Source organism: Candidatus Bathyarchaeota archaeon (genome assembly GCA_018396705.1).
Classification (GTDB): domain Archaea; phylum Thermoproteota; class Bathyarchaeia; order Bathyarchaeales; family Bathycorpusculaceae; genus DRVP01.
Genome location: JAGTQZ010000006.1, coordinates 1 through 26,178, shown reverse-complemented (window position 1 = coordinate 26,178; position 26,178 = coordinate 1). Strand labels below are relative to the sequence as shown.

Below are 26,178 nucleotides of genomic sequence, written 5' to 3'. Positions count from 1 at the left end.
TTGGCTTTCGGCAAAGCAAAACGCTAGTTCCTCCTCTAGTTTTTCTGTTGCGCGGCTACACGAATAATTCTTGTCGGCGTAACTATTATGGAAACTTTCTTGTCTTTCGCTTCAAAAGGAACTTTTTCCACCACTTGTATGTCGTGGACTGTTGTGGCAACTGGGATTTCCCCAAACTTTTTTCTTAATATTTCTATTTCTATGTCACCGTAACCGTGTCCCTTCCCAAGCCTATGCCCCTCAATATCAACAGCTACTGATCCTTCAACGATTAAGTCTGGTTTTGGGGATTCTTGCGCTGTAACTCCATATTTAAATGCACCTTTTATTGTTGAGGCTAAATGCTCCTTTCCTCGCACTTTCGCTGGATCTATTAGAATAAAGCCCTTCTGAAGCCTTGGAGACGCCATTATAAGGATTTTTCCATCTTTTAGGGCGTTTTCCCGAACCTTCCGCTGAGGTGAATCCGGGTTAGCAAAGATGACCTTCGCCCTTCTCCATTCTTCAATCTGGCGAAGATTCTCAGCTGCTTTTTCAGCTCCGACAAAATTTGGTATTCTACCCCAGCATGGAAGCGGAAAAGTTACCACTCCAGACCTTTCCATCTCCCGCCAAATTTTTTCTCGAAGTCGCTGTTTTTCTCTAGCAATTTTCAACATTCAAGATCAATATAAACAGAAGTTTAAATTAAAAACAGTGCCCCAATGACTTTGTAAGAAGCGAAAAAAGAACCAAAGGGTCACGCAATATTTACGTTAATTAAAGATAACTTGAACAAGATTGTCCAACAAGCTCATCTAGGCTTCAGTGTTCTGTTATGAGAATTGCTTATGTTTTCAAGTCTATGGTGTGCACTTTCTAAATTGGTTCATGAGCTCTTGAATAGGGTTTGAACTTTCATCAACTCTTAAATCAAGCAGTACTTTGGCTTTGTCTATGACCTTTATAGCCGCAGATTTTTCGCCTCGCTTGTCTCCACCGCTTTCACTTCCAGCTTTCAAAGCTTCCAGAAGTCTTAGCGCAAAATTTCCATGCGTCTTGACAAAACGTTCTGCCATATTTTCAAGAACATTGACGCTCTTTAGAAGGTTGCCAATGACAACGTAATATTCGCCAACGATTTCTCCCCGTTCTTCTGGGGCCTCAGCACCGGTGAACGTGGCTTTTTTGCCTGTAAAATCCATTATGGCAACCTGCCTTATTTCCCTTTGAGGGTCCTGTGCTAGAAGTTTCTTTAAAGCTTGCTCTGGTGATAGGCCACTGGCCAACAACTTTAAACCGTCAATTCCATATGCCATATTAGTGTAGGCTTGTGTTGCAATTACTCCAACGTTTGGCATTGCGTGAGGTACTCTGAAGCCTACGCCTGTTGAGCCTGAAGCCACTGCAACACCCATAAGTTTATAATCTTTAGAGACTGCCAGAATCGAAAAAGTTCCCATAACCATCAACCTTGTTTATGCAATTAAATTCTTTATAACTCACGCTGCAGCTGTTCCATTGGATATGCAAAATAATAATAAAGGTAATCGCGGAGTTAGCGGAAAGGTAATTTTGTAAACGTGGGTCCAATTGCAAAGTGCTTAATAGCCGTTCAGTAACTCTGTTAAGCTCCAAACTTTTTTACCCTATCGAGAAAGTTCATGAGAATTGGCGTCAAGTCTTTGCCCCTTATTCTTCCCAGTCCTCCCAGTGCGCATGCTCTTTCACTAAACTTGTCTACGTTGTCATTGCGCACGTACGGCCCCATTATTGTTAGTGGTACAGGGTCGCCTTCATGTTTTCTTGTTGCGCATGAGGTTGTGTGGTCAGCCGTCAAAGCCACATGAATTTCGCCTAAATTCACGTTGTCAAGTACGTAAGCCAGCATCTCATCGATTCTCTCTATAATTTCAACTTTCTGTTTGAAATTTCCGTCGTGGCTGGCGACGTCTGGAGCCTTTACATGCAGCAAAACAAAATCGCTGTTTTCTAGAGCTTGAACTGCGGCTTTTGCCTTTGCTATGTAGTCAGTTTGCGGTGTCCCAGTTGCACCTTTAACGTCAAGCAACTGCATGCCAGCGGCTCTGCAAACACCGCGGATCAATGAAGTGGCAGCTACACAAGTTGCTCTAACACCGTAAACTTCCCCTAAAGATTTAATTTTTGGTGATGTACCGGCTCCTCTGAATAAAACGTAGTTTGCCGGAGGCTGCCCCCGGGCAGTTCTTTCCCTATTTACCGGATGTGTTCTCAAGACTTCATGGAATTTTTGTGCTAACTCATTGAGAACTTCAGCTGTAAACTTGGCTTCTGAGCTGTTATCTAATGGCTTAACTTCGCGAACTTTTTCTCCAGTGTTTTCTGGATCTGAATCGCTGACAGATGGCGACAGTTTTGAACCGCGTAAAACAAGCACCGCCCGATGCTGAACAGTGTTTGCGAAAGAAAACTTCACATTCTTTGAAAGTCTAACTTTACTTAGGCTTTCTGCCAGTTTGGACGCGTCTGCGTCAGATATTCTGCCAGCCCTTCTATCTAAGACTATAAGGTTTTCGTTGACTGTTGCGAAGTTGCATCTAAAACAGACGTCACCCTCTTTAACCTCGAGTCCCCATCCTAAAGCCTCGAAAGCCCCTCTTCCGGAATAAACCTTCCAAGCATTATAACCTAATATTGCAAGTGTTGCCGTGTCGCTGCCCGGCGGTATTCCCGGCGCAATAGGATCCATTATACCGCAGACACCCATGTTTGCCATGCGATCCATTGAAGGCTTGTGGGCAGCTTCAAGTGGAGTCTTCCCGTTCAGTTCTTTTATTGGCCTGTCAGCCATTCCATCCCCAATTATAAGAAGGGCCTTCAACCCCAACTCAACCCTTTAACATTTAACAGCCACCTTTTAACTAGCGAAGAGGGTTAAAACGCTTACCCTTGCTTTCACGAAGAAAGTTTAAATAATCATTGTTTATGTTTCTATCTACAAGTGGTTAACAATGGGCGATTGCATTCCAGATTGTTATATTCTCTAGAGGCCTGCCCATTAGAGATCACAATCCTGCATTAGGATTATATTGTGCATGTGATCAAAAACTGGAGAGTGACACCAATGTCAGATTTAGGCGTGACGGTTAAAAAATCCGAAGACTTTTCAGAATGGTACACGCAAGTAATTTTAAAATCAGGTCTCGCTGATTACGCCCAAGTAAAGGGCTGCATGGTTTTCAGAGAACTTTCATATGCCATATGGGAAAAAATCCAGCAAATCTTTAACGAAAAAATCAAGCGAACAGGACATAAAAACGTCTATTTCCCCCTCTTAATACCTGAAAGCTTCCTGAAAAAGGAAGCTGAACACTTCGCTGGCTTTGTCCCGGAAGTTGCGTGGGTCACAATAGGCGGGGACACACCGCTGGAAGAACGCTTAGCCATAAGACCGACTTCTGAAACAATCATTTATGCAACTTTTGCCAAGTGGATCAGAAGTTGGCGAGATTTGCCCATCAAAGTGAACCAGTGGTGCAGCGTCGTAAGATGGGAAACCAAAGCCACAAAACTGTTTCTGCGGACAAGGGAATTCTTATGGCAGGAAGGTCACACAGTCCATGCCACAAAAGAGGAAGCCGATCAAGAAGTAATGTTGATTCTAAGCGAGTACCGGGACATAATGGAAAACTATTTGGCTATTCCGGTGCTTGTTGGGCGAAAATCCGAAAGCGAAAAGTTCGCCGGGGCCCTTTACACCACTACCTTGGAGGCTGTAATGCCGGATGGCAAAGCCTTGCAAATGGGTACTTCCCACAACCTTGGACAGAACTTCTCAAAAGTTTTCGACATAAAATTCATAGGCGAAGATGAGAAGGAGCATTATGTCTGGCAAACATCTTGGGGCATATCCACTCGCATCATCGGCGCCATGGTCATGGTACACGGCGACGACAAAGGCCTCATCATACCGCCTAAAATAGCCCCAATACAAGCTGTAATCGTGCCAATACCATACAAAACCGCCGATTCAAGTGCTATCTTCGCTAAGGCACTGGAGATCCGCGAGAAACTTAACAAAGCCGGAATATCCACAGTTCTTGACGATAGAAAGGAGTATACGCCTGGCTGGAAGTTCAATGACTGGGAGCTCAGAGGCGTGCCTATAAGAATTGAAATAGGCCCCAGAGACGTGGCGCATGGTCAGATAACTTTGGCAAGAAGAGACACTTTTGAGAAGTTGACTGTTAAAGACGAAGAAGCCGTCGACGCCGTGAGAAAGCTTTTGGATGACATACAACGTAACTTATTCAACAAGGCTAAAAAATTCCTCGAAGACCACATCACCACAGTTAAGAGTTACAATGAATTTAAAGAGGTACTGCAGACAAAAGGAGGTTTCATTAAAGCATCATGGTGTGGCAGTCAAGAATGCGAGCAAAAAATAAAGGAAGAAACTGGAGCAACCATTAGGCTGGTTCCCCTCGAAAAAGAAGAACCTGTCTCCAACTGTGTTTACTGTGGCGGTAAAGCGAAAGAGCTGGTTTATTTTGCAAGGTCATACTAGTATGCTAGTCCGACAGTTTCACATGTTTCTTCAATTGTTTGGCAACGTCTTTCAATCCTAGTTTTTCAAGAGTTGCCTTTTTTGGAATGCCTCTATCGTCCCATCCCCTTTTCTGGTAATATGTGTTAAGCATAACCTCGTACTTTACTCTGTCAAGCTTTGCGCCTTTCAGTGCGCCTTTGTTTAACGGTTCGTCAAACCACCTTGCAGGAGGATAATCTATTTCCACACTCCATTTTTCGCCAAACTCCCGGATCCAAAATGCCCGTATCAAAGTGTACACTCTATCTGCAATAGTATTAAGTTCATTCCAATTCATCTCTACTCCAGTTGCCGCATGCAAGAATTTTGGATACCATTCAAGCTCAAAGCCAAGCTCAACCCATGGAAGCCTACAAACAGTAGCACATTCAAAAAAGCCTCCCCTGAGCCGCTGGAGCTCTATAAGTTTGTCAACCTTCTCCTCATTGTATGTTTCTCTTCCAGCTTTAACCTCCCATGAAATTATCCAAGCGTCTTTGTGATGAGCGCCTATAGGGCTTGTTGCGTAGGCCAGAGCCATCGCCGGGGCAGCGTGGCAATCATAGGCTGAAATCTCTAAGCCTTTCACGTGCATAGCCCATTTATGCGAGTCACCGCCGACTTTTTCAGCTGCGAAACGGACACCCTCCGCCAGAACGGCACCCAATCCACGCTTGTATGCAATGTCCTCTGTAAGGGCTTTAGCCGCTTTATAATCTCCCCATGAGATTTTTTCTTTTAAAAGTCCTTTTTCTGAGGCTTCCATAGCGAAGCCTATAACATTTCCCAGTGAAATGGTGTCCAAGCCCAGTTCATCCGCAAGTCTGCTTAGGGCTGCAACTTTTTTCAAATTGCCAATGCCTATGTTTGAGCCGAGCATAGCGACATTTTCATAATCTAATTCTGACTCTTTTTTGTCCGCATCTTGCACAGCGTTTCCACATGTCATGTTACAGTTGGGGCATCCTCGTTGGGAAGACTTGATTTTCTCCATTGAAAACCCGCCTATGGCATCCGCGTCTTCAAATGTTCCCTCCCTGAAATTGTAGGTGGGTAATACACCGTTTTCCTGGCTCCACTCAATCGTCATCATGGTGCCTTGCCGTTTCCAGAAAGCATAGTTTGGTTTGGTCAAAACTTCCCTGTAGGCTTCAGCGCCTAACTCCTTTAACTCCTTCGGATTAGCGGCAGGCAACTCACCGGATCCCCTTATCACGACAGCTTTCAAGTTTTTAGATCCCATGACAGCACCTATTCCTATCCTTCCGCCCCCTCTTCCTTTTTGGCAGATTACATTGGCGAATTTTACAAGGTTTTCTCCAGCTGGTCCGATTTCAAGAATGCCTGCAGTTGGCCCATAAACGCTTCGAAGTCTTTCATCAACTTCAAAAGTGTTTAAACCCCAAAGCTCTTTTGCATCAAGAAACTCTGCTAAGCCGTTGTCTATAAGGAGAACAGTCGGCGTTTCAGCTTTTCCCTCGATAACCACCGCGTCATAGCCTGCTCTTCGCAGCTGTACAGCCGCGTAACTTCCGATGTTTCCGTCACCATAGCCGCCGGTTATGGGGCTTTTGGATGCAACGACAAGTTTGCCGCTACTTGGAAGAGCAAACCCAGTTAATGGACCCGTTGCCAAAACAAGTTTATTCTCCGGCGATAACGGGTCGATGCCGGGTTTAAGCTCGTCCCAGAGGATTTTAATGGCGAAACCCCTGCCACCGAGAAACTTTTCGGCTATTTCAGCGTCGTATTCCTGCGCTATAGCTTTCTGTTTGGTTAGGTTCACTCTTAATAATTTGCCGTTCCAGCCAAACATTAACTACACCATCTTAGACGACAAACTTCGCATTGTATGCTATAGCCTAGATAAAACTTCAGTATTTAAATGCTTTTAAATCTTGGAGCACTTGATGCTTTAAAACAAATTTACCGCTGTGAGATTCACCGTAGAACATGTTGAAAAGGGGGAATATTTATCTATTCCTAGAAACTTATGAAAATAGACTTCTCATTATGCGGGTGACGTTATGAGTTTAAGCGCCAACATCAAAGGATTATCCAAAATAGCGCTCATACTTCTAATAATCGTGTCAGCAGTAATAGGTGGAATAATCTCGTATGCTTTTACAATAGCTCACTACATCAGAATTCCCGAGAAGACCACCCTGGCAATAACTAACATCTACATCAACCCGGAAAACGTTGAATCATTCAACATAAGCGTTCTAAACCCATCCTACTCGCCCACCGACGCAACCATATCCAAAATTGCGATAAGCCTGAAGGACGGCGTCCAACTATACGATGTGGTGGAAACATATCCCTCAATTAAAAATGGCCTAAAAATACAAAAAGGAGAATCTATAAACATAACCTGCATAAAAATTAAGGAAAACAATAATACTTCAATAACATTTGGGGAGTTCGTCAGCCTATTTCCAGGCGAAAAAATCCTTGTACATGTTTTTGCCGCAGATTCAGCAGCCGCCAACATGGAGGCGCTCCTTCCAAACGTCCGACTAGAAATTGCTGCTGAATTTAATTCGAGAATTTCATTCAAAAAATTCAATATCACCTTGACCAATAGTCCTCAATCAGAAGTCAACTTAACAATTACTGACATTGTTCCGGGGTCAATAACGTTTGATAATGTACATCCAGACTTTAGATCAAATCCCGTTATGATTTCAAGAAACAGTTCCCGTTGCTTCCAGTTTAATGGAAGCTGGCACGGTTACCGCCAAATAAAACTTGACGTCCACACAAAGCAGGGGTACATATTCCACAAGGAAGTTGAAATGGGAATTGTTCGGGCGGTAATTAAAGACGTCTGCTTTAACGAGAACCAGACGAATCAGTTTAACGTGACAGTTTATAATTATGCGGAATCCTCAAGTGCCGTGAATGTAAAGAAAATTGGATGCATACTGGAAAATGGTACTGAGCTCATGTTTGACTGTGGCTCCGTTGAGCTGTCGCCAAACACCACTAAAGAGTTCACGTTTTCTTGGAACTGGCGGGAATACCGTGGAAAAAATGTAACCGTTGTAGCCTACTTTACGCAAGATTTTGAAACTTCAGGGAATGTAACGGTGACCCCACCACCAATAATAGTTAAGGTTTTAGACGCTGCGAACACTTTCAGCTTAAAAGATAAAGAACACTTTAACATAACATTGCTTAACCACGCCTCCTCTCTTGAAGCTGTTAACATAACCAAAATTGCGGTGGAAAAAACTGAAGATACATTTCCAGTAGCCGATGGAGTTATCAGCCCCGGAGAAAAGAAGACATTTAAATGCGCCTTCAATTGGACTCTTTTCCTCAATAGTTATGGCAGAAACTTGACGCTGGTAGTATACGCGACCGCTAATCAAACTCTTCAAGAGTATACATTTAATTTTTCATTTATCCTTCCGGTGGCGGAGCTAAATGTAACCGTTGTGAACTGCATTACGATAGGTGGAACTAAGTATCTAAATCTAACCGTTAAGAACTCAGGGTATTCCATGTGGAATCTTACATTGTCAAAAATAGTTATAGTAGTCCAAGATTTGGCAGCTCCACTCGAGTATGTTCTTCCACAAAAACATGTAACCGTAAGCGTTGGCGGCGAAACCGTTCTGCTTTGTCCGTTTGATTGGCAAAAATACTTGGGAAAAAGCATAACTGTGACTGCGATTACCGATGAGTTCATGGAAGTTTCAATAACCTTTACGATTACCTAAAGGTTTCCGCAAGTCTCTACTTTGACAAAAGTCCACCAGCCCATAATTTCGTTGGGTCGATTAAGCGTAATTTCCATTCCGATCGATTTTATACCCTTTCTTATAAGAAAGAGAATTTTTGTGAATCTGAATTTTAGACTTTCAGTAACGTCAAAAATTTACTGATAGATTGGAATGCCATGTTTTGGGTCTTGAACAAGCTTTGAAAATTCTTCTATAAGCCTTCGTGTTATAGGACCCGGTTTTCCGGCACCTATTTGTCTACTGTTTATTTCTCGGACAGGAACTATTTCCGCCGCGGTTCCAGTCAAGAAAACTTCGTCTGCCGTAAAAGCCTCGTAGGGTGTAATGTTCTTCTCTATTACTTCATATCCTAGGCTTTTTGCCAACTCTCTCACGGTTTCAGCGGTTACTCCTCGAAGCGCTCCGGTGGAGCTTGGCGGCGTGTAGATTCGCCCATCTTTAACTATGAAAATATTTTCCCCAGTGCCCTCGCATATGTAGCCGTTTTTGTCTAGACATATGGCTTCATCTGCACCGTTTATGTTTGCTTCTATTTTAGCTAGTATGCTGTTCAAGTAGTTTAGTGACTTTACCTCGTGGGTTGTTGCGTCTACCGGGTCTCTTCTAACCCATGTAAGTACCGCTGATATGCCCTTTTCTTTTGCTTCGCTTTTATGAAGTGCAATTGTGTCAGTGATCACGATTACCGTGGGTTTTTTGCATTTCCTGGGATCCAACCCTAAGTCTCCAACGCCTCTTGTCACTATTAGGCGTATGTACGCATCTTTCAACTGATTTTTGCGCAAAGTTTCTAATACGATCTTTATCATTTCTTCCTTTGTCACTGGGATTTGGAGCATTATGGCGTGGGCTGATCGGTAAAGCCTGTCAATGTGTTCTTTCAGTTTGAATACAACACCGTTATAAGCGCGAATTCCCTCAAAGACTCCATCACCATATAAGAATCCGTGGTCATAAACGGATATTTTTGCTTGTGACTTCGGGTAGTATCCGCCATCTATATAGACAAGTAATTCTTTCTCCAAGACTTATTTCTCCTTTTCTGAGAAGAAATGCTTCTTAGAATTGATATGTGTTTTGGCAGTTTCGTTCTTAACCGTAGAACTGGGGCCTTTTCGAGACATGTTTGGGCAGTGGCAGCGGCCTAAATGGTTTGTCGTGCACTTGGCTTTTAATTTCTTTTATTAGGTTTTCCAGAGTCATTTTGCGGATTCCTCTGGCTTTTCTGTCTCTGACTGGAAGAGTTTCTGATTCTATCTCTTTCTGTCCGATTACTAGTATGTAGGGGGTCCATTCCATTTCAGCTTCTCTTATCCGTTTTTGCAGTGTTAATGGTCTGTCATCTATGTCCACGCGGATTTGGTTGGCTTCAAGTTTCTCCGCTATTTTCTCGCAGTGTTCGAGGAACTTGTCTGACATGGGGATTAACCGCACCTGTGTTGGCGAAAGCCAAACCGGAAGCATCGGCAATTCGCCTTTCTGTTGTTGTTTGTAGGCTTTTTCTAAAAGCGCGTATATGCACCGCTCCACTGCACCGCTCGGTGAACAGTGTAATATAAGTGGATGGCGTCTTTCACCTTTCTCGTCCACGTAAGTTATGTCATATCTTTTGGCGTTTTCAACATCTATTTGGTCTGTTGATAGGGCTGCTGCCTTGTCCTGATTGTCGACGAAATTGAAGTCCCATTTCAGTCTAAAATAGAAGAAGGGTTCTTTCCACATTTCAACCAAGACTGGTTTACCAAAGATTTCCGCCAAACTGTTAATGAATTCCTTATTTTCTTCGTAAAAGTCTTTTGTGAAGCGGAACGCCGCCTCATAGTCCTCTCTAGTTAATCCTATGCCCTCCAAGACTTGTATGCACAGCTTAAACCTTGTTATAAACTCCTTTTTAGCTTGTTCTAAGTCTGTGCAGAAGGCGTGACAGTCTGGCATAGTGAAAGCCCTAAGTCTTCTTAAACCAACCACTTCGCCGCTTTTCTCCCGTCTGAAGCTGTATCGGGTTAACTCGTAAACTTTTAGAGGCATGTGCCTATACGAGAATTGCACATCATGAACCATTAAAAATTGTCCAAAACAAGCAGCGAATCGTAGGAAAAGCTCCTTATCCTCAGATTTCAAGACGTATTGCCTCGCTGGGAAACGGTTTAGGTAATCCGCCAAGCTTGGGTGACTAAAATCGTACATAACTGGGGTTTCAACTTCCATTGCACCATATTCAACAGCCTTTGCGGTTACATACTGTTCAATAAGCGACTTTATCAGCCTGCCCTTTGGATACCATCGAATGTTCCCAGGATCACTTCCAGCCTCATAATCAGCTATTTCAAGACGCTTCATTAACGGCACGTGAGGCGGCATTTGTTGACTTGCTCTAACTTTGGATATTTCGTACTTTGCAAATTTCTCCAAGTTTTCATGTCCTTTAAAGTTGAATTCCTCTACTGGGATCATCTTTCCATCAGGCTGCAAGATATACCAGTAGGAAACGAGCTTCTCTTCGGCTTTCAGAGCTTCCGAAACTTTTTCAGCTTCCTCTCTTTCCGCTTTTGTTGGCAGTATTATACGGGACTGCTCTGCCAAAGGGTGTCCTTTTATGGAAATTGTGAACTGTTTGTTCCAACCGAAGGGCGCGCGGTATGTTTCTATGCCTTCAGCCCTTGCGTATTCTTCAATGACCTTTAGAATTTTTAATGCTTCAGACGGCTTCGCGAGATTGCTGCTCAAATGAGCATATGGATATATCAAAATGCGGTTTACTTTTAACTTTTCAAGAAAGGCTTTAACCTCGTCTACAGCCTTGCGGGCTACGATCTCATCGTCCCCCTCTTCCACAGCCGTAAATAGAACAACAGCTTCCTCTATGCGACGCGTCTCTTTGTTCGTTTCTTCAGCCATGGCTATTTCTTTTTGGATTGGCTTGTATTCGATATAATTAGAGTGAAGTTGCAGTATCCGCATTTTATTTACCCTCTAGTTTTTATACTCCCTTAAATCGCCACTGTTCAATTTTACGTTCCTTTTTGGTTCGCTTCTTAAACTCCTTATAATGGTTTTCGCACAAATAGGCACGTTTTTCACCGCTGCTTACGCTTAATCCAGTCATCCTAACTTTTTCCGCGGAGAGGGAGCGGGCAGCCTCTTTGCCGCATCCTGAAACGCTGCATTTTACGCCTTTTCCAACCTTCCCCAAAGTTGTCCCTTCTTCTTAGATTCCGCGTTTAAAGGCTTCAACCCGGAATATGATGTATCTAGTGCTTAATTCTTTTTTCGTAAAGCAACTCTGCTCTCTGGCGAATCTGGCTTCCACTGCCGATAAGAGTTGGGCCTACCCCTTCAACAACCGCGGAGGCTGCAGCAGAACCTACGCATGCACACCATAACACTTCTTTGCCTTGAACATATTCAGCCAAAAAACCGCCTATAAAGGCGTCTCCAGCCCCAGTTGGATCTACAATTTTGTCAGGAGTGTAGACTGGGATTTCATAAACTGTGCCGTCGATAGATATTGCGGCACCCTTAATCCCCATAGTTACTATAACTGTTTCAACGCCAAAATCATGGATAGATCTTATGGCTGCGCGTAAATCCGCCATTCCCGTAATAGCTTCAATCTCTTCCTTTGAAGACTTGTAAATGTTCACAAGTTCTAATACACGTTTATCTTCTAATGGCTTACTTACAACAGTTCCGTTTTCATCGAAGGCGCGGACAAGACCTTGGGGGTCAATTGATAATACTTCAGTTGACTTTTTCATTTTTTCGGTCACGTCGTATGGAATTTCATCAGCTATGGGTGCTATGTGAGCAACCTTTGTATCCAAAAGGTTTGGCAAATCTTCAACTTTGATTACCGGAGCTTTGCTTAATAGCCTCAAAGTGCGGTTAGACATGCTGCTGTCATATTTTAATTCAAACCTTGTTGTTTTCTCTCCTTCAATTCTGAGAACACCTGTAAGGTCGATGCCTTCTTGGCTTAACCACCATAAATAGGCCTTCGGGAAGTCGCCGCCAACCTTGGAAATTATGGAAACGTTTGCTCCTAGACGTTTGGCTGAAAGAGACGTGTAAGCTGCGGAGCCGCCTAAAATCGTGTAAGGCGATTGCTTGTTTGGCAGGCTTATGGAATCTATGCATAAATGTCCAACTATGGTTATGTCAAAGTTCATTAAACATTCGCGCCAAATCTAGATTTTAGACTGAAGCAATAGTATGGCTTTAGCTAAGTCTCCTTCACATTCTTCTAGGGCTTTTCTTGCCTCTTCCAGACTTTTCCCGGTTTGGTCAGCCACTAATCGTACGTCTTCTTCCGGTATCGTCAGTTTTCGTTCAACAGTTTTCTCTGTTATTTTTCCTCCAGCTACTTGAAACATTTTTTGTCCCTGAATGTCAACCACGGCGACTTCCGGGTTTTCAATGATTATCTCTTTGTTAGTTGTTTTTATAATGACATGCTCTACGTCTGGAAGGGCGTCCATGCTTAAGCCCATTCGTTGCATCATGCGTTTGGCTTCACGTGGACTTATCCGTCTACGCATCAACAGCCTTCATCCCCACGCTACTAAACTATTTCAAGCTTCTTATACTTAACTTTCTTCCGAAGAGCCGTGTCTAACCTTAACCGCAACACCAATTTTGAAGGCAGTCATCTCCCAACCGGATAAGACAGCTCTTCCAACCGCTAAAACATCACCCTTTTCGCTAACAACAATAACTTCATCCTTTGGGCGGATCTCACTATCAGCCTTTACGACATGCACAGCGAAAACGTCGTCGCCGTCGGCTATAACCTTTGAAACATCATTTTTAACTGTGACTATACATTTGGCTGGAATATTGTTTTCTACTATTCTTTTTGCCCCTTCAATGCTTAATGAGAAAAGTCCATCCATTGGACGAAGGGTGGCAAGCCTTTTCCCGTTCAAGTAAATGTAGCGTACCCTGCCAGTACGTTTTGAGTATTTAACTTCAACGTTTTCTGGAAACAGTTTTTCGCCTACACCTTTACCAAACTGGTAGTCTGCCACGCTTCTGATGCGTCTGAGCGGATTCTCCAAGCCTTGACACCGTTGACCTACAAAGCGTGATTCGACAACTATAAACATAACCGACTGTCAAATATTAAAAGGGTTCACAAAGGGAGCGCTTTCACCTTGCGTTGCGAGGTTTGTGGAAGAAAAATTCACAGTAAACCAGTCAAAGCCCTAATCGAAGGGGCAAAACTAACCGTGTGCAACGAGTGTGCAAAACATGGAACGATCCTGATGGAAGAACCGAAACAGCCGCAAGCACTCCAGACAAAGCCGAAAATAAAGGTCACGCCAGCACCTCACAAGCCAAGGACTTCAACAGCGGTTACTGTTGAACCCTCTTTGGAACTCATAGACGACTATGATGTGAGGATTAGGCAGGCAAGGGAAAAAATGGGGTTAACCCATGAGGAGCTTGGCAAAAGGATAAACGAGAAAGTCTCTGTTCTTAAAAAAGTTGAAACCCGTAAAATTAAACCAGACGATAAGCTGGCAGCCAAACTTGAACACGCTTTGAGGATAAAACTCCTTGTCCCAGTTTCAGAAGAGAAAATTCAAACCGTAGCCGCGCCTAAACAGTCAAGCCCCTCACTAACTATCGGCGATTTAATACGTTTCAACAAGGAAAAGACGGAGGAAAAAGCCTAACGAAAGCTGTTATAGTGCAACGCCGCAAACCCGATGAACCCTCAACTCTGGACGAGCTTAAAAGCTTAGCTGAATCCGCCGGCTACACTGTTGTAGGCAAAATTGAACAAGTGAGGATCCCAGATCCGCGATACCAAGTTGGTTATGGGAAAATTAGGGAAATCGCTGAACTCGTGAAAGCTACAGGCGCCCAAAAAATAATCTTTGACAACATTTTAAGGCCGGTTCAAGCCTACAACATAGCTAAAGAGACCGGTGTGGAGGCAATAGACCGTTTTCAACTCATCTTAGAAATTTTTGCAAGAAGAGCCTCAACAACTGAGGCGAAGCTGCAAATTCAACTGGCTAGACTAAAATACGAATTAACTCGTGCAAAGGAAAAGGTTAGATTGGCAAAGATGGGCGAGCAGCCTGGCTTCATGGGACTTGGCGCTTACGAGGTAGACGTCTACTATGAGACTGTTAAGAGGCAGATCCAAACTATAATGGAAAAGCTTAAGAGAATCCGGAGAAAACGTTTGCTTCACCGTGAGAGAAGAACTGAACTTGGTTTTCCCTCAATCTCTCTAGCCGGATATACCAATGCAGGGAAAAGCTCGTTGTTTACAGTGTTAACTGAAGAGGAAGTTCCTGTGGATGACGCTCTTTTCACAACTCTCTCCACAACCACAAGGCTTGTCAAGTTTTCAAGGAAAAAGTTTCTATTAACAGACACTGTTGGTTTTATAGATCGTTTGCCCATAACCTTGATAGAGGCTTTCCACTCAACTCTGGAAGAAACAATTTATTCCGACTTAATACTGCTGGTTGTAGACGTCGGTGAGCCGCTGGCCACCATTGAGAAAAAACTCACAGTATGTCTTGAAACAATAGACCGTATAGGCGCTTCTGGCATCCCAATAATAACAGCCCTCAACAAGATCGATTTGATACCTGAAGAAGAACTTCAACAAAAGATGGAGATGCTCAAAGGTAAGGCGCCGAAACCAGTGCCGGTGTCCGCCCTTTACGGGTTTAACCTTGACCAGTTAAAAGAGGAGATAACTAAAATCTTACAAAATTATGCGCGGGTGTCATTTAAACTTCCAATAACTAACGAGGCTATGTCTTTCATCTCATGGCTTTTCAATAGCGCAGATGTTCAAAAAATAGAATATACAGGCAACGAAGCCTATGTTATTTTTGAGGCTGTTCCATGGTTTGCCGAGAAGGTGATAAGTCGTGTCAAAGAACTTGGAGGGAAAATCGAAAGCTTCCAACATTGAAATACAGCCGAAAATTTACGTTTTAAGGTGGGGGCATCGTCCCAAAAGAGATATTCGCCTAACAACCCACGTAGCCCTAACAGCCAGAGCCTTGGGTGCCTCAGGTTTCATATTGTCCGACATAGAAGACGAAAGGATAAAAGCAACCATAGAAAAAGTTGTGAAAAACTGGGGAGGCCCCTTCCATTTTGAAATGGGTATTCCATGGCGAAAGGTTGTCAATGAATGGAAAGCTAGGGGAGGAATAGTGGTTCATCTTACGGCTTATGGAGAAAACATCGAAACAAGCGACGTAATGCAAAGAATCAAAGCACATGGTAGAGACATTCTAGTTATTGTTGGAAGCCAAAAGGTTCCGGGAGAGTTTTTTTCACCAGCTGTATCCGACTTTAATGTGGCCATAAGCAACCAACCTCATTCCGAATGCGCCAGCTTGGCCGTTTTCTTGGACAGGTTTTTTGAGGGGAAAGAGCTTGCAAGATCTTTCAAAAATGCTAAGCTTGTAATAATCCCCCAGCAGAGAGGCAAAAAAGTGATTAAGATAGTTAACTTTGAATCTGAAGCCGGAAAAGAGATTTAAATTAAGATTTGCAAATATATACCGAAAATAGGTTTAATGTTTAGATGGATAAAAAGGGTCATTATGTTATCAGCATTGGACGATGCGACTTTGATGAAGATTGCTGAAGCTCTAGGCGAAGAAGAAGCTGTAAAAATAATCGAAATACTGAAAAATTCAGGTGAAATCACAGACGACGAAATAGCCAACAAAACAGGAATTAAACTCAACAACGTGCGCAAAATCCTTTACAAGCTTTACGACCATTCGCTTGTAAGTCTCAGAAGGACGCGGGATCCAAAAACAGGATGGTTCATATTCCACTGGAAGCTTCAACCAGACCAGCTTGAAGGCTTTATATTGAGCCAAAAACGAAGAGTCTTCGAGAAACTCAACATTCGACTGGAATACGAGAAAAACCACGACTTCTACTATTGCTACACTCCTGGATGCAAGCGAATACCCTTCGAAGAAGCTGTTGAATTAGTCTTCAAATGTCCAACATGTGGAAAACCGCTAATGCATTACGACAACGAGAAAATAATCAAAGTCTTAACACAAAAAGTTGAACAGCTAAGGAAGGAGCTAGGTGAGTGAAAAGTTCCCATCAAAAGAACAAGCCATCAACTTTTTGCGAGAAAGCGGTTGTCCAGAAAATGTCATAAAACACTGTGAAGCCGTAGCAGACTTGGCCGTTGAAATAGCCAAGAAATGCCTTGAAAAAGGAGTAAACGTTAACCTGGAACTTGTGGAAATGGGTGCCCTTCTCCACGATATTGGACGAGCCAAAACCCACAGTGTCCATCACGCCGTTATCGGAGCGCAAATCGCCAAAACGTTAGGCCTGCCTGAACCAATAATTACCATAATAAAGAGACATGTGGGCGGCGGGATAACCGCTCAAGAAGCCAAAAAACTCGGATGGCCAAGAGACGTTTACACTCCACAAACCCTTGAGGAAAAAATAGTTGCGTATGCAGACAAGCTCATAGAAGGTTCTAAAAGAGTTCCAATAGAAGAAACCATCCAAAAGTTTTCAAGAGAGCTGCCGCCGCCAGCAATAGCACGGATAAAAAGACTTCACAAGGAAATGTCCGCCTTAATTGGAGACTGTAAATGACCGTGGTTTTGCTTGCCTCAAAAATATACAACGAAAAACAGATGACTCAAGTTGAAGAGTATTTAAAGACCCTGCTTAAAGGTCTAAGGGTTAAAATAGATAGTGTTGAGGTTACAGCAAATAGCCGAATCCGGGCAAGTTTTTCAGGCGAAGATGAAAAAGCCGCCTTAAGCCTTATAGAGAGAGAAATCGGCCTAGGCCCAGCCGATATCAAAGATCTTAAAAAATTCTCAACGGTAAGAGGCTACATAACCAATTTAAGCAAGAGTAGAGACGAAATCCACGTAGACATCGGTGTGGTTTTTCCCAAAACATTGAACGCAACCATTTCACTTCAACGTTTGCAAGCCCAACTTGCAGATGGGAGAAAAATCACCCTCCAGAAAATAGCTGAACTATACGGCCTTTCAGAAAACATGCCAATAACAGTTAAAATAACAGGTCTAAGCGAAAACCACATAGAAGCCGAATTAGCTGAAGCCCAGCTGGCAACATACAGGCAATGGATTAAATCTCTTCTAGACAGGCTTATAGTCTTAGGGGCCTCTCAACTAGAAATCCAAAAAGCCTTAAGAAACACCAAATGCCAAAACGATATCATAGCAATGGAACCCTTAGGCTTGTTCGAGCACACAGCAATATGCAAGTTTGGAACAGACGCTGTAGGACTAATCCCAAAAATCGGCAAGTACCTGCAAGGCGCAAAGCTGGAGGCATTCAAGCCAAAAACACTGCTAGAATTCTTTAAAAACATCAATGTAATTAAATGAAGATCTCAAGTCGAAGATAAAACATCGCCCTCGCATCAATGTAAAGCGCTCTCAATTGAAACTAATGCTAAATTGTGTAGGCAATTTTAAGATTGGTTTCATAGCTTCTTAAGATAACGTTTAAAAATTAGCCGAGATTATTCATAAAAAGCAAAGCGTGCTAGGAGAAACCTGTATGAATAACATAGGCGTTATTGGCGTAGGTAATATCGGTAAAATTTTATTGAAAAGGTTAGTTGAGGCAGGATATACAGTTTCAGTTTATCGGCGCCGGCGAGACCAAGACGCCATAGATGAAATTATTAAGATGGGTGCTTCACCAACTTCTTCTGCTAAAGAAGTGGGCATGAAATCCGATATCATTTTTCTTTGTTTGCCAGCACCAATACAAGTAGAGGAAGTTGTTTTCGGAGAAGATGGTGTTTTGGAAGAAATTAAAAAGGATTGTGTAATCATAAATTTAAGCACGATAGGTCCTAAAGCTGCGATTAAAATTGCTAAAGAGGTTGAGAAGAAAAACGCTAAGTACGTTGATGGGGCTGTAAGTCGTGGCCCTTCTGAGGATCAAGTGGCTGCCTTAACTTTGATAGTTAGTGGTGACCGTGAAACCCTGAAGAATGTTCAACAGGTTCTGAGTGTTGTTAGCAATAATAATGTTCTTTATGCAGGACCCATAGGCATGGCACAAGTGGTGAAGCTTGCAAATAATATGATGGCTGCTGTTAATCTTTTCGGTGTTATTGAGGCCTTTACTTGGGCAATGCGGCAAGGAGCATCGCCTGAAGTACTATTTAAACTTGCATCTAACAGCCCTGGGGATTCATGGGTTTTGAGGAATCTTTTGCCAAGGATATTGAAAAGGGACTTTAAAGTAAGATTCGCCTTAATGGGTAAGGACGTAAACCTATTCCTAGATGTGGCCAAAGATTACCAATTATTTACACCTTTTGTCGCTCTTGCCCACCAGTTTTTGCAAGCTGCAAAGGGAAGAGGTTTTGAAGATATAGCTTCCACCGTTAGAATCTACGAACAAATAACGGGAGTTAAACTTGAAAAACTAGATTTTCATGGATAGGGATTTTGGAGCTAATTGAATAGCTACTAAGAATGGGAAGGTATACGTGAGTTTGAATTAAACCTTGTCGCATTGTGGAAAAAGTTATATATGGAAAGGTTCAAACCTAGAAACCTACCAAGGTGAATGGCTATGAATCGTAGGGCTATAGCGAGAATATGGGCGATAGTGATTGGTATTATAATTGTTGTAGCTGTAGTGGCAGGAGTAGCAGTGTGGTACTTAATACTTGCCGGCCCCTCAATTCCATCAGCCATTAAAATAGGGTACATACACCAATTCGTTGGTATAGCAGCAACGGAAGGGTTACATGAATATCCGATCGTGAAAGCGTTTGTAGACAAAATCAACGATGAAGGAGGAGTATACTTAAAGGATTACGGCCGTAAACTGCCCATTCAATTAGTTGTCTACGATGGTGAAAGTGATGTTACCAAGAATATCGAGCTTGTTACGAAGGCAATAACTGAGGATGGAGTCTGCTTTGTGCACTCTGGTGGTCAACCTGATCAGAACATACCCCACCACACGGTCTGCGAGAAGTACGGGATTCCTAACATATGTGAATACCCGATTGAAATATTTACAGGCGAAGGGAAGAGCAGGACTGAGTATTGGAAATACAGCTGGGTTGGCTCCTTCTTCTCCATACCAGATATGATGAAGGGATACGGTGAGGTGTTCGACAAGTTCGTCGAGCAGGGTGTAAGCAAAAAAGTAGGCTATCTCCTTGAGGATAACCCTGATGGCCAATGGTGGTATCAAAACTCTAAACCAGCTTATGAAGCTATGGGCTACGAAATTGTATTCCCTGGCTTCTTCCCCACGGGAACAAAGGACTTTACGGGTATAATAACAACATTAAAGGAGAACCAAGTAGAGATACTCCATATAAACACAGCTCCCACAGACTTTGGTACTTTCTGGCGTCAGGCAATATCTATGGGCTATAAGCCTAAAGTAGCTATTGGGGGAAGATTCATGGGTAGCTTAGATGATGCACTTGCAATAGGTCCAGGTGATACACCTCTGGGCTTGATGACAGAGCTTTGGAGTTGGCCTATACCAGGATTTCCGGGCACCGACTGGATATGGGAGACATATCCAAAAGTCACCACGCTGCATATGGGATTCGGTGTAGCATGCCAGATATCCACCTGGCAGTTTCTAATAAAGGTGCTTGAAGATGCGGGCTCGGTGAATCCTGAGAAAATTAACGAATCGATTGGAAAGGTTACTGCTATGACTTGTGTTGGAAAAGTTGATTACGACCCAGTGACCCATACTTCACCTGGTCCTGCACTAATAGGCCAAATACAGAAAACGTCAACTGGTGAACTCACGCTGGTGATAGTGTGGTCTTCTGAACCGTCCGTGCCCACCGTAGAGCCTATAGTAATTCCTCCACCTTAGCATTTGAGGGAATACAGTGAAGCTGAAGGACAGGGTGATAGTGATTACAGGTGATGCAATAAGTATCGGAAAGGTGACAGCGCTCAAATGCACCCGAGAAGGAGTTAAAGTAGCTATTTGTGATATCTTAGTCGACGCGGGCTTGGAAGTTGTTGGAACTATTAGAGGAGAAGGGCTTACGGCAAACTACGATCATACCCCTTTTTTCTACATGTCTTGTATCATATTTCCACATTTATAAATTGAAAGTTAAATGGAGGGAGGACTTACATGATTGAGCTTATATTAATGGGGATATTCTTAGGTAGTATATACGCCCTTATGGGCTTAGGTTTTTCATTAATTTTTGCAGGTGTAAGAGGGACGATGAATATAGCGCATGGAGCATTAGCCATATTAGGGGCTTATCTCTGTCTCCTTTTCGCAGAGAGAGGGCTTGACCCACTAATAGGTATGATACCTGTAATTCCGATCGTATTTATCATAGGATATGCAATACAGCGAGTGTTAGTAAACAAAGTGATATATGGAGATCCTAATGTTGTTTCATTACTACTCATAGGCGTATCAGTCATTGTAGAGAACTTGGCAATATTAATATGGAGTGCAAATCCCAAGTCTTTGACGGTGTTTGCTCCATATGCTATACAAGGCATAACGATATTGGGTCGTACAGTACCGATAAATTACGTGATAAACTTCTTCATTAGCATAGTCACAATCATTATCTATTACCTTTTCTTAAAGAAAACGTTCACCGGAATGGCTATTAGGGCTACTTCTGTAGGCCACGTATATGCTCAACTCCTAGGAGTTAACCCTAAGAAGACCTACGCTTATACTTACGCTCTAGGGACAATCGCTACTGGGTTAGCGGGAGTCCTCATGGGCTTAACCTTTACTTTTGTTCCATCGAATAGCCTTGACTGGTTAACTATAGCCTTTGGTGTTGTAGTGCTTGGAGGCTTGGGCAGTATGAGAGGTGTATTGGCTGGAGGATTAATCATAGGGTTATCTCACGTGTTATCAGCCTATTACTTGGGGGTTCAATACCAACTCCTCTTAGGATACATCGTGATTTTAATTGTGCTCGCATTAAGGCCTGAAGGAATATTTGGGTACAAGGTGTAGAACTATGGTTAACAAGATTAGTATAGGCTGCTTAATCGCTGTTATAGCACTGCTAGTAGCTATACCACAAGCGTTCCCTCCGGTTTGGACATCGTTTCTCTTCTTTTGCTTTATCTATGCATCTCTTGCTGAAATCTGGAATTTGCAGGGAGGTTTTACAGGCATAATCAATCTTGGTACACATGGCTTCATAGGCTTTGCAGCCTATATTATGGCAATAGCAATCACATTTTGGGGTCTACCCGTTTGGGCTAGTTTACTCATCGCTGGAGCTGCAACAACCCTCTTAGCTTTAGTAGTCTCACCGTTAATCTTCAAAATGAGAGGTTTATACTTGGGAATGGGGACGCTTGTACTTGCACTGGCTGTCTACTCATGGTTTGTCCAGTGGAGCTATACCTATGCAGGAAGAGGCTTTTACATAGCTGCTAATGTCTTGCCTGTATCACTATATTACATGGCGTTAATTCTCTTGATCGCGTCGGTCACCATTGTATGGCTCATCAAAAGAAGCAGAATTGGACTTATGCTCATAGCAGTAAGAGATAATGAGCGTGCTGCACAAGACTGTGGTGTGGACGTATTCCAAGTTAAGCTTTACTGTTATCTAATATCGGCTTTCATGACAGCACTTATCGGAGGAACATTTTATCTATTTGGTTCCTACCTTAGGCCTATAACAGCCTTTACTTTCACGTGGGTTTTGTTGCCAATTGCTGCAACTGTTATTGGTGGCATGGGAACTATCGGCGGCCCATTGATTGGAGGCTTCTTAACAGCGACGTTAAATCAGTACGTGCTTGCTCGCTTTCCAGGGTTAAGCCAAATAGTTTACGGCGCTCTGATAATAATTATACTTTTACTCGTCCCCGGTGGGATAATTTCAAAAATAAAGTTAAGGTTGCCGACACCTAAAACTGCATCTAAAAAGGTTGAAACTGTAAAGTAGAAGACCATATAACTTAGCAGGTAAGCTAGCCCTCAACCCCAAAGTAAACTTTTTCAAATTCTTTATTCTCGAGAAGCTCAGTCGGCTTCCCACTTAAAACAATACGTCCTGACTCAATTACATAAGCCCTATCGCAAATTGAAAGAGCTCGCCTAGCGTTTTCATCCACTATTAGCGTTGTTATGCCCAAGTTTTTGATCTCCTTAATTTTCCTGTAAACCTCTTTTATGGCAAGTGGAGATAGGCCTAAAGAAACTTCATCAATAATCAAAAGTTTTGGGTTCGCCATCAACCCTCTGGCTATTGCAAGCATTTGTCTCTCTCCTCCACTAAGAGACTCAGCAACTTGGTTTTCTCTATCCTTAAGCCATGGAAAAATGCTGTAGACCTCCTTAAGCTTCTGTGCCGCCCTCTTTCTTTTTTCCTTCAAGTAGCAACCCATGAGAAGGTTTTCCTTAACTGTTAACTTTGAAAAAAGACCACCCCCTTCCGGCACTTGAATCAGGCCTAAGCTTGCTATGGCGTGAGGTTCAAGGTTATCTATTCTCTTGCCTTCAAAGGTTATGGTGCCTTTGTGAGGGTGAATGATGCCACATATAGTATTGATAAGCGTAGTCTTACCAGCTCCGTTAACCCCTACAAGGGCTATGCACTCCCCGTCATTAATTTCTAGGGATACATCCCATAATACTTGTGAACCTTTGTGATAAGAGACGCTGATATTATTAACTTCTAAAAGCTTACTCATGTTCAGCCTCACCGCCTAAGTAAGCTTCGACCACCGCCTTAGACTTCAATATTTCCTGCGGCGTTCCCTCGGCCAGTTTTTCACCTTTATGCATAACTATCAATCTTTCAATCATTTTAGCTACAACTCCAACTCTATGTTCAATGAGCATTATTGTAACTCCCATTTTGCGGATTTCATCTATAATGCGGATGAGTTCTTCAGCTTCTTTCTCTCTAGTTCCTGCAAAGGGCTCATCCAACAGGAGAACCTTAGGTTTAGTAGCTAAAGCTCTAGCTACTTCAAGCCTTCTAAGTTCTGTTGGGAGGAGGGCGTTTGCAGGCACATTTTTACGGTAATCTAAGCCTACGAGCTTAAGAATTTTTGAGCATTCCTCCTCAGCGTCTCTATGCTTAACGTTTCGGCTTGAGAGCAATGGTACCATTAGATTTTCTCGCACTGTAAGAGTCCAAAAATGTTGAGGAGTCTGATGAGTCTTCACCAACCCCAGGCGACATATCTTGTGAGGGGGTAAACCAACTATATTAATTCCCTCAAACTCTATCTTTCCAGCGTCTGGACGATATGCTCCTGTTAATAGGTTGAATAACGTTGTCTTTCCAGCTCCGTTGGGGCCTATCAGACCCAGTTTCTCTCCCCTTATAAGTTCAAAAGAGAAGTTTGATACAGCAGTTACCCCGCCGAACCTTTTGGTTAAACTTGAAACTTTAATTATAGGATTCATGTGACCATGTTTCTTCGTTTTCTGAAATATAAATGTTACGCGCATGAATGTTTATAGCTCTTTTCAGCCTTTGAAAGAGACTTTTCGGCTTATTTAGATCTTAATAGAGCTTAAGGATTAAATTAGAAAAATGTTAAGGTTACGTTGATTTAACTTCTAAGCGTATTAGGTCCGCTCTATCTTTTTAGGCTTAAAGCTATAACAACTTTCCAAGCTCGAGATATGACAGAAATACAATATAAGTAGCTGGCTCGAAATGATGCTTATAAGGTGTTACTGCTTTTCTTAACCTACAGCCTGATAGCACTATCAATCTAATTATGATGATAAAACGCGTTTGTCCACTTTCGCTTCACGCTTGAAAAGCAACTCTGACTTAGTTAAGCTAACTAGATTATAGGTGTAAGTGTAACGCTATATTCTATTAAAAAGTGGGCCGGGCCGTATGCAATTAAAAAATTAAGTGAGTCCTTTTTTCACAGCTTTCTTATTTTTCCTGGTTGTGGCTGGTATATTTGGCCTTGTTGTGTTAGGCGCCATATGGCTGTTTCTACAGCCGCCTTTTCCAGTCCTTCCTCTTCATAAGCCCGTTTAACGACTTCTTCTATTGGGATTGTTTGGTTTGGTAGGTTTTCCATTAGCCATTTCATGGCTTGGCTTAGGCCTTTCGTCTGTATTGTTTTTGGTCTCCAGAGCTCTTTTTTGGGCATAGCCACCTCTGCTTGTGCTTGAAGTGTTTGGGTGTTTATTGGGGCTTGCCGTGTTTGGGGCTGGTAGTCCATTAGGGTTATGGTTGGCGTGGCTTTCTCCTTTAGCAGTTCTGGCAGCTTCCTGTTTAGTTGGCTTATTATCCGCTTCATTTTTCTGGCTCTTGAAATGCTTGACCAGTAGAAGGCCTCGTCAACTGTGTCCTCTGCGATAAGTATTGTTACTTTTCCTGCTACTCGTCTTCCCGTTCTGCCCCTGCGCTGTATGTAGCGTATCTCGCTTGGAACAGGCTCATAGAAAACAACGTGGTCCACTTCCGGAATATCTAGGCCTTCCTCAGCTATGCTTGTGGCCACCAAAACGTTTGTTTCTCCGCTTCTAAGCTTTTCAAGGACTTCACGCTGCTGTTCTTGGCTCATTCCTGGGTCGCCCTCCCGTTCGCCTTGACCGACGAAACGTTCAACCCTGAGCCTAGAATTGTTGTTTAGGGCCTTGATTAGAGCGTTGACCGTATCGCGGTACTGCGTAAAAACGATAAGCCTAGAATCAGGCTTTGCTTGAAGCTGAGCCTCCAAAACCTTGACAAGCTCCTTCACCTTTGGGTTTTCCGTTGCTGTGCAGCTTCTAAGCGATTTCCTAGCTTCTATGAAGAGTGGATCGTTTAGGATTGATTTGTGGCCCCTGCTTCCTTCCATGGCCATGCGTTTTAGGCTTTTCTCAATGAAAGCTTCAAGGGTTTCTGGGCCTTGCGATTCTATGAGTTCTATCATGTGGGCTATGCTTAGGGCTGCTGTCGCCTCCACTTTAAGCTGGTATAGGTATCCGCCTTCGCCTCCTCCAAGCCTACGTTGCAGTTCATCGTTAAACTCAATTAAATCGCGCCTTGTTATGAAGGCTGGTTGCTTGTCGGTTAAAACGCCTAAGGCTTGTAGGCCCTTAACGCGTTCAACAAGCATCTGCCTAAGCTTGTCTCTAACGGCTAAATACTGTTCTGGAGGCTTTACACGTCGCCATTCAACCTCTATGGGCTGTATGTAGGGCTTAACGTCCTTATCCTCGTCTGTTCGATGCTCTATGGCTGTTATGCCAAGATTCCTGCAGACTTCAGCTATTTTTTCTTCGCTTCCTCCTGGAGAGGCCGTTAAACCCAGAACTAGGGGTTTGCGGCACTGCCTAAAGTAGTATGTGGCTATGCCCACATAGGCGTAGTTCCCCCTAGCCCTATGAGCCTCGTCAAAAACTATAAGCGAAACATCATCAAGCCTCAAAAGACCGCTTTTCAAATCGTTCCAAACACACTGTGGGGTTGCAAAAACAACCTTCGCCTTACTGTATAGGGCGGATCTATGGTTTGGCGGATAACGCCCTGTAACAAGGACAAGCTCATTCTCGTCAAACCATGTTTTGTCCAGAAAGGTTTGGTGGTGCTGCTGAACCAGAGGCCTTGTAGGCGCTAAAAAGAATATTTTACCTTCTTCAGCCTTCTCAATTGCCAACAATAGGGCTATGACGGTTTTTCCAAGGGCTGTTGGCAAGACAACAAGCGTATTGTATTGGCGGGCTTTCTCTAGAATCCTGTTTTGGTATAGCCTATCCTCTACTGCCTTTTCTTTCAAGAGGTTGTGCCAGACATAGCGTTTCTCAGCCAGCATACCCTTAAAGCTCCGCTGCTAGGCTTTCAATGGCCTTTTTGGCTTTCTCCCACTCTTCCTTAGACCGGAAGACGAATTTCTGCCG

The 26,178-nt window shown here is 43.1% G+C and carries 25 protein-coding genes; 12 read left to right on the top strand and 13 right to left on the bottom strand.

Going from position 1 to position 26,178, the window contains the following annotated elements; genetic code table 11:
- Positions 1 to 35 precede the first annotated feature (35 nt).
- The 3 genes from KEJ24_06600 to KEJ24_06590 all read right to left on the bottom strand — a co-directional run bounded on the left by KEJ24_06600 (position 36) and on the right by KEJ24_06590 (position 2,812).
- Complete coding sequence (locus tag KEJ24_06600) at positions 36 to 659, bottom strand: 5-formyltetrahydrofolate cyclo-ligase (protein ID MBS7647487.1); 624 nt, start codon at positions 657 to 659, stop codon at positions 36 to 38.
- A 183-nt stretch (positions 660 to 842) separates the two neighbouring features.
- The gene (locus KEJ24_06595) at positions 843 to 1,442 is read right to left on the bottom strand and encodes a DUF1028 domain-containing protein (protein ID MBS7647486.1); all 600 of its coding nucleotides are present in this window, start codon (positions 1,440 to 1,442) and stop codon (positions 843 to 845) included.
- Between the two features lie 164 nt (positions 1,443 to 1,606).
- Positions 1,607 to 2,812, bottom strand: coding sequence for a 2,3-bisphosphoglycerate-independent phosphoglycerate mutase (locus KEJ24_06590; GenBank protein MBS7647485.1), 1,206 nt, complete (start codon positions 2,810 to 2,812; stop codon positions 1,607 to 1,609).
- Between the two features lie 273 nt (positions 2,813 to 3,085).
- Here KEJ24_06590 and proS point away from each other — a divergent pair, with 273 nt between their 5' ends.
- Complete coding sequence (gene proS, locus KEJ24_06585; GenBank protein MBS7647484.1) at positions 3,086 to 4,528, top strand: proline--tRNA ligase; 1,443 nt, start codon at positions 3,086 to 3,088, stop codon at positions 4,526 to 4,528.
- A 4-nt stretch (positions 4,529 to 4,532) separates the two neighbouring features.
- On the opposite strand, the gene KEJ24_06580 is transcribed toward proS, so the two are convergent.
- The gene (locus KEJ24_06580; GenBank protein ID MBS7647483.1) at positions 4,533 to 6,365 is read right to left on the bottom strand and encodes an aldehyde ferredoxin oxidoreductase family protein; all 1,833 of its coding nucleotides are present in this window, start codon (positions 6,363 to 6,365) and stop codon (positions 4,533 to 4,535) included.
- 211 nt (positions 6,366 to 6,576) lie between these two features.
- Here KEJ24_06580 and KEJ24_06575 point away from each other — a divergent pair, with 211 nt between their 5' ends.
- Positions 6,577 to 8,277, top strand: coding sequence for a hypothetical protein (locus KEJ24_06575; GenBank protein MBS7647482.1), 1,701 nt, complete (start codon positions 6,577 to 6,579; stop codon positions 8,275 to 8,277).
- A gap of 158 nt (positions 8,278 to 8,435) precedes the next feature.
- Here the strand turns inward: KEJ24_06575 and ilvE are convergent, their stop codons facing one another.
- The 6 genes from ilvE to KEJ24_06545 all read right to left on the bottom strand — a co-directional run bounded on the left by ilvE (position 8,436) and on the right by KEJ24_06545 (position 13,406).
- Positions 8,436 to 9,326, bottom strand: a complete 891-nt coding sequence (ilvE, locus tag KEJ24_06570; protein ID MBS7647481.1) for a branched-chain-amino-acid transaminase — start codon at positions 9,324 to 9,326, stop codon at positions 8,436 to 8,438.
- 67 nt (positions 9,327 to 9,393) lie between these two features.
- Entirely contained in the window at positions 9,394 to 11,262 is a 1,869-nt protein-coding gene (locus KEJ24_06565; protein ID MBS7647480.1) for a threonine--tRNA ligase, read from the bottom strand.
- A gap of 19 nt (positions 11,263 to 11,281) precedes the next feature.
- Complete coding sequence (locus KEJ24_06560; protein MBS7647479.1) at positions 11,282 to 11,494, bottom strand: hypothetical protein; 213 nt, start codon at positions 11,492 to 11,494, stop codon at positions 11,282 to 11,284.
- A gap of 58 nt (positions 11,495 to 11,552) precedes the next feature.
- Positions 11,553 to 12,470: a carbohydrate kinase family protein gene (locus KEJ24_06555; GenBank protein ID MBS7647478.1), complete on the bottom strand. Its 918-nt coding sequence runs from the start codon at positions 12,468 to 12,470 to the stop codon at positions 11,553 to 11,555.
- Between the two features lie 18 nt (positions 12,471 to 12,488).
- Positions 12,489 to 12,839 carry a nascent polypeptide-associated complex protein gene (locus KEJ24_06550; GenBank protein MBS7647477.1) on the bottom strand — a complete coding sequence of 117 codons (351 nt, stop codon included), beginning with the start codon at positions 12,837 to 12,839 and terminating at the stop codon, positions 12,489 to 12,491.
- Positions 12,840 to 12,887: 48 nt separating this feature from the next.
- Positions 12,888 to 13,406, bottom strand: a complete 519-nt coding sequence (locus KEJ24_06545) for a pseudouridine synthase (GenBank protein MBS7647476.1) — start codon at positions 13,404 to 13,406, stop codon at positions 12,888 to 12,890.
- A 48-nt stretch (positions 13,407 to 13,454) separates the two neighbouring features.
- Between KEJ24_06545 and KEJ24_06540 the strand changes: the two genes are divergently transcribed.
- From KEJ24_06540 to KEJ24_06495, 10 genes are all read left to right on the top strand, one after another.
- The gene (locus KEJ24_06540; protein MBS7647475.1) at positions 13,455 to 13,979 is read left to right on the top strand and encodes a TIGR00270 family protein; all 525 of its coding nucleotides are present in this window, start codon (positions 13,455 to 13,457) and stop codon (positions 13,977 to 13,979) included.
- 14 nt (positions 13,980 to 13,993) lie between these two features.
- Complete coding sequence (hflX, locus tag KEJ24_06535) at positions 13,994 to 15,244, top strand: GTPase HflX (protein MBS7647474.1); 1,251 nt, start codon at positions 13,994 to 13,996, stop codon at positions 15,242 to 15,244.
- A 1-nt stretch (position 15,245) separates the two neighbouring features.
- Positions 15,246 to 15,824 (top strand): tRNA (cytidine(56)-2'-O)-methyltransferase, encoded by a 579-nt coding sequence (locus KEJ24_06530; protein ID MBS7647473.1) that lies wholly within the window; start codon positions 15,246 to 15,248, stop codon positions 15,822 to 15,824.
- A 63-nt stretch (positions 15,825 to 15,887) separates the two neighbouring features.
- Entirely contained in the window at positions 15,888 to 16,400 is a 513-nt protein-coding gene (locus tag KEJ24_06525) for a transcription factor (GenBank protein ID MBS7647472.1), read from the top strand.
- Positions 16,393 to 16,923 carry a TIGR00295 family protein gene (locus KEJ24_06520; GenBank protein MBS7647471.1) on the top strand — a complete coding sequence of 177 codons (531 nt, stop codon included), beginning with the start codon at positions 16,393 to 16,395 and terminating at the stop codon, positions 16,921 to 16,923. The genes KEJ24_06525 and KEJ24_06520 overlap by 8 nt, the downstream gene beginning before the upstream one ends.
- Complete coding sequence (locus KEJ24_06515; protein MBS7647470.1) at positions 16,920 to 17,693, top strand: DUF2110 family protein; 774 nt, start codon at positions 16,920 to 16,922, stop codon at positions 17,691 to 17,693. The genes KEJ24_06520 and KEJ24_06515 overlap by 4 nt, the downstream gene beginning before the upstream one ends.
- 175 nt (positions 17,694 to 17,868) lie before the next feature.
- Positions 17,869 to 18,768: an NAD(P)-dependent oxidoreductase gene (locus KEJ24_06510; GenBank protein MBS7647469.1), complete on the top strand. Its 900-nt coding sequence runs from the start codon at positions 17,869 to 17,871 to the stop codon at positions 18,766 to 18,768.
- 132 nt (positions 18,769 to 18,900) lie between these two features.
- Positions 18,901 to 20,181, top strand: a complete 1,281-nt coding sequence (locus KEJ24_06505; GenBank protein MBS7647468.1) for an ABC transporter substrate-binding protein — start codon at positions 18,901 to 18,903, stop codon at positions 20,179 to 20,181.
- A gap of 270 nt (positions 20,182 to 20,451) precedes the next feature.
- Positions 20,452 to 21,312, top strand: a complete 861-nt coding sequence (locus KEJ24_06500) for a branched-chain amino acid ABC transporter permease (protein ID MBS7647467.1) — start codon at positions 20,452 to 20,454, stop codon at positions 21,310 to 21,312.
- A 4-nt stretch (positions 21,313 to 21,316) separates the two neighbouring features.
- Positions 21,317 to 22,261: a branched-chain amino acid ABC transporter permease gene (locus KEJ24_06495; protein MBS7647466.1), complete on the top strand. Its 945-nt coding sequence runs from the start codon at positions 21,317 to 21,319 to the stop codon at positions 22,259 to 22,261.
- A gap of 25 nt (positions 22,262 to 22,286) precedes the next feature.
- On the opposite strand, the gene KEJ24_06490 is transcribed toward KEJ24_06495, so the two are convergent.
- The 3 genes from KEJ24_06490 to KEJ24_06480 all read right to left on the bottom strand — a co-directional run bounded on the left by KEJ24_06490 (position 22,287) and on the right by KEJ24_06480 (position 26,093).
- Positions 22,287 to 23,009 (bottom strand): ABC transporter ATP-binding protein, encoded by a 723-nt coding sequence (locus tag KEJ24_06490; GenBank protein MBS7647465.1) that lies wholly within the window; start codon positions 23,007 to 23,009, stop codon positions 22,287 to 22,289.
- Positions 23,002 to 23,733: an ABC transporter ATP-binding protein gene (locus tag KEJ24_06485; protein MBS7647464.1), complete on the bottom strand. Its 732-nt coding sequence runs from the start codon at positions 23,731 to 23,733 to the stop codon at positions 23,002 to 23,004. Before KEJ24_06485 ends, KEJ24_06490 begins: the two co-directional genes overlap by 8 nt.
- A 476-nt stretch (positions 23,734 to 24,209) precedes the next feature.
- Positions 24,210 to 26,093, bottom strand: coding sequence for a DEAD/DEAH box helicase (locus tag KEJ24_06480; protein ID MBS7647463.1), 1,884 nt, complete (start codon positions 26,091 to 26,093; stop codon positions 24,210 to 24,212).
- Between the last annotated feature and the right edge of the window lie 85 nt (positions 26,094 to 26,178).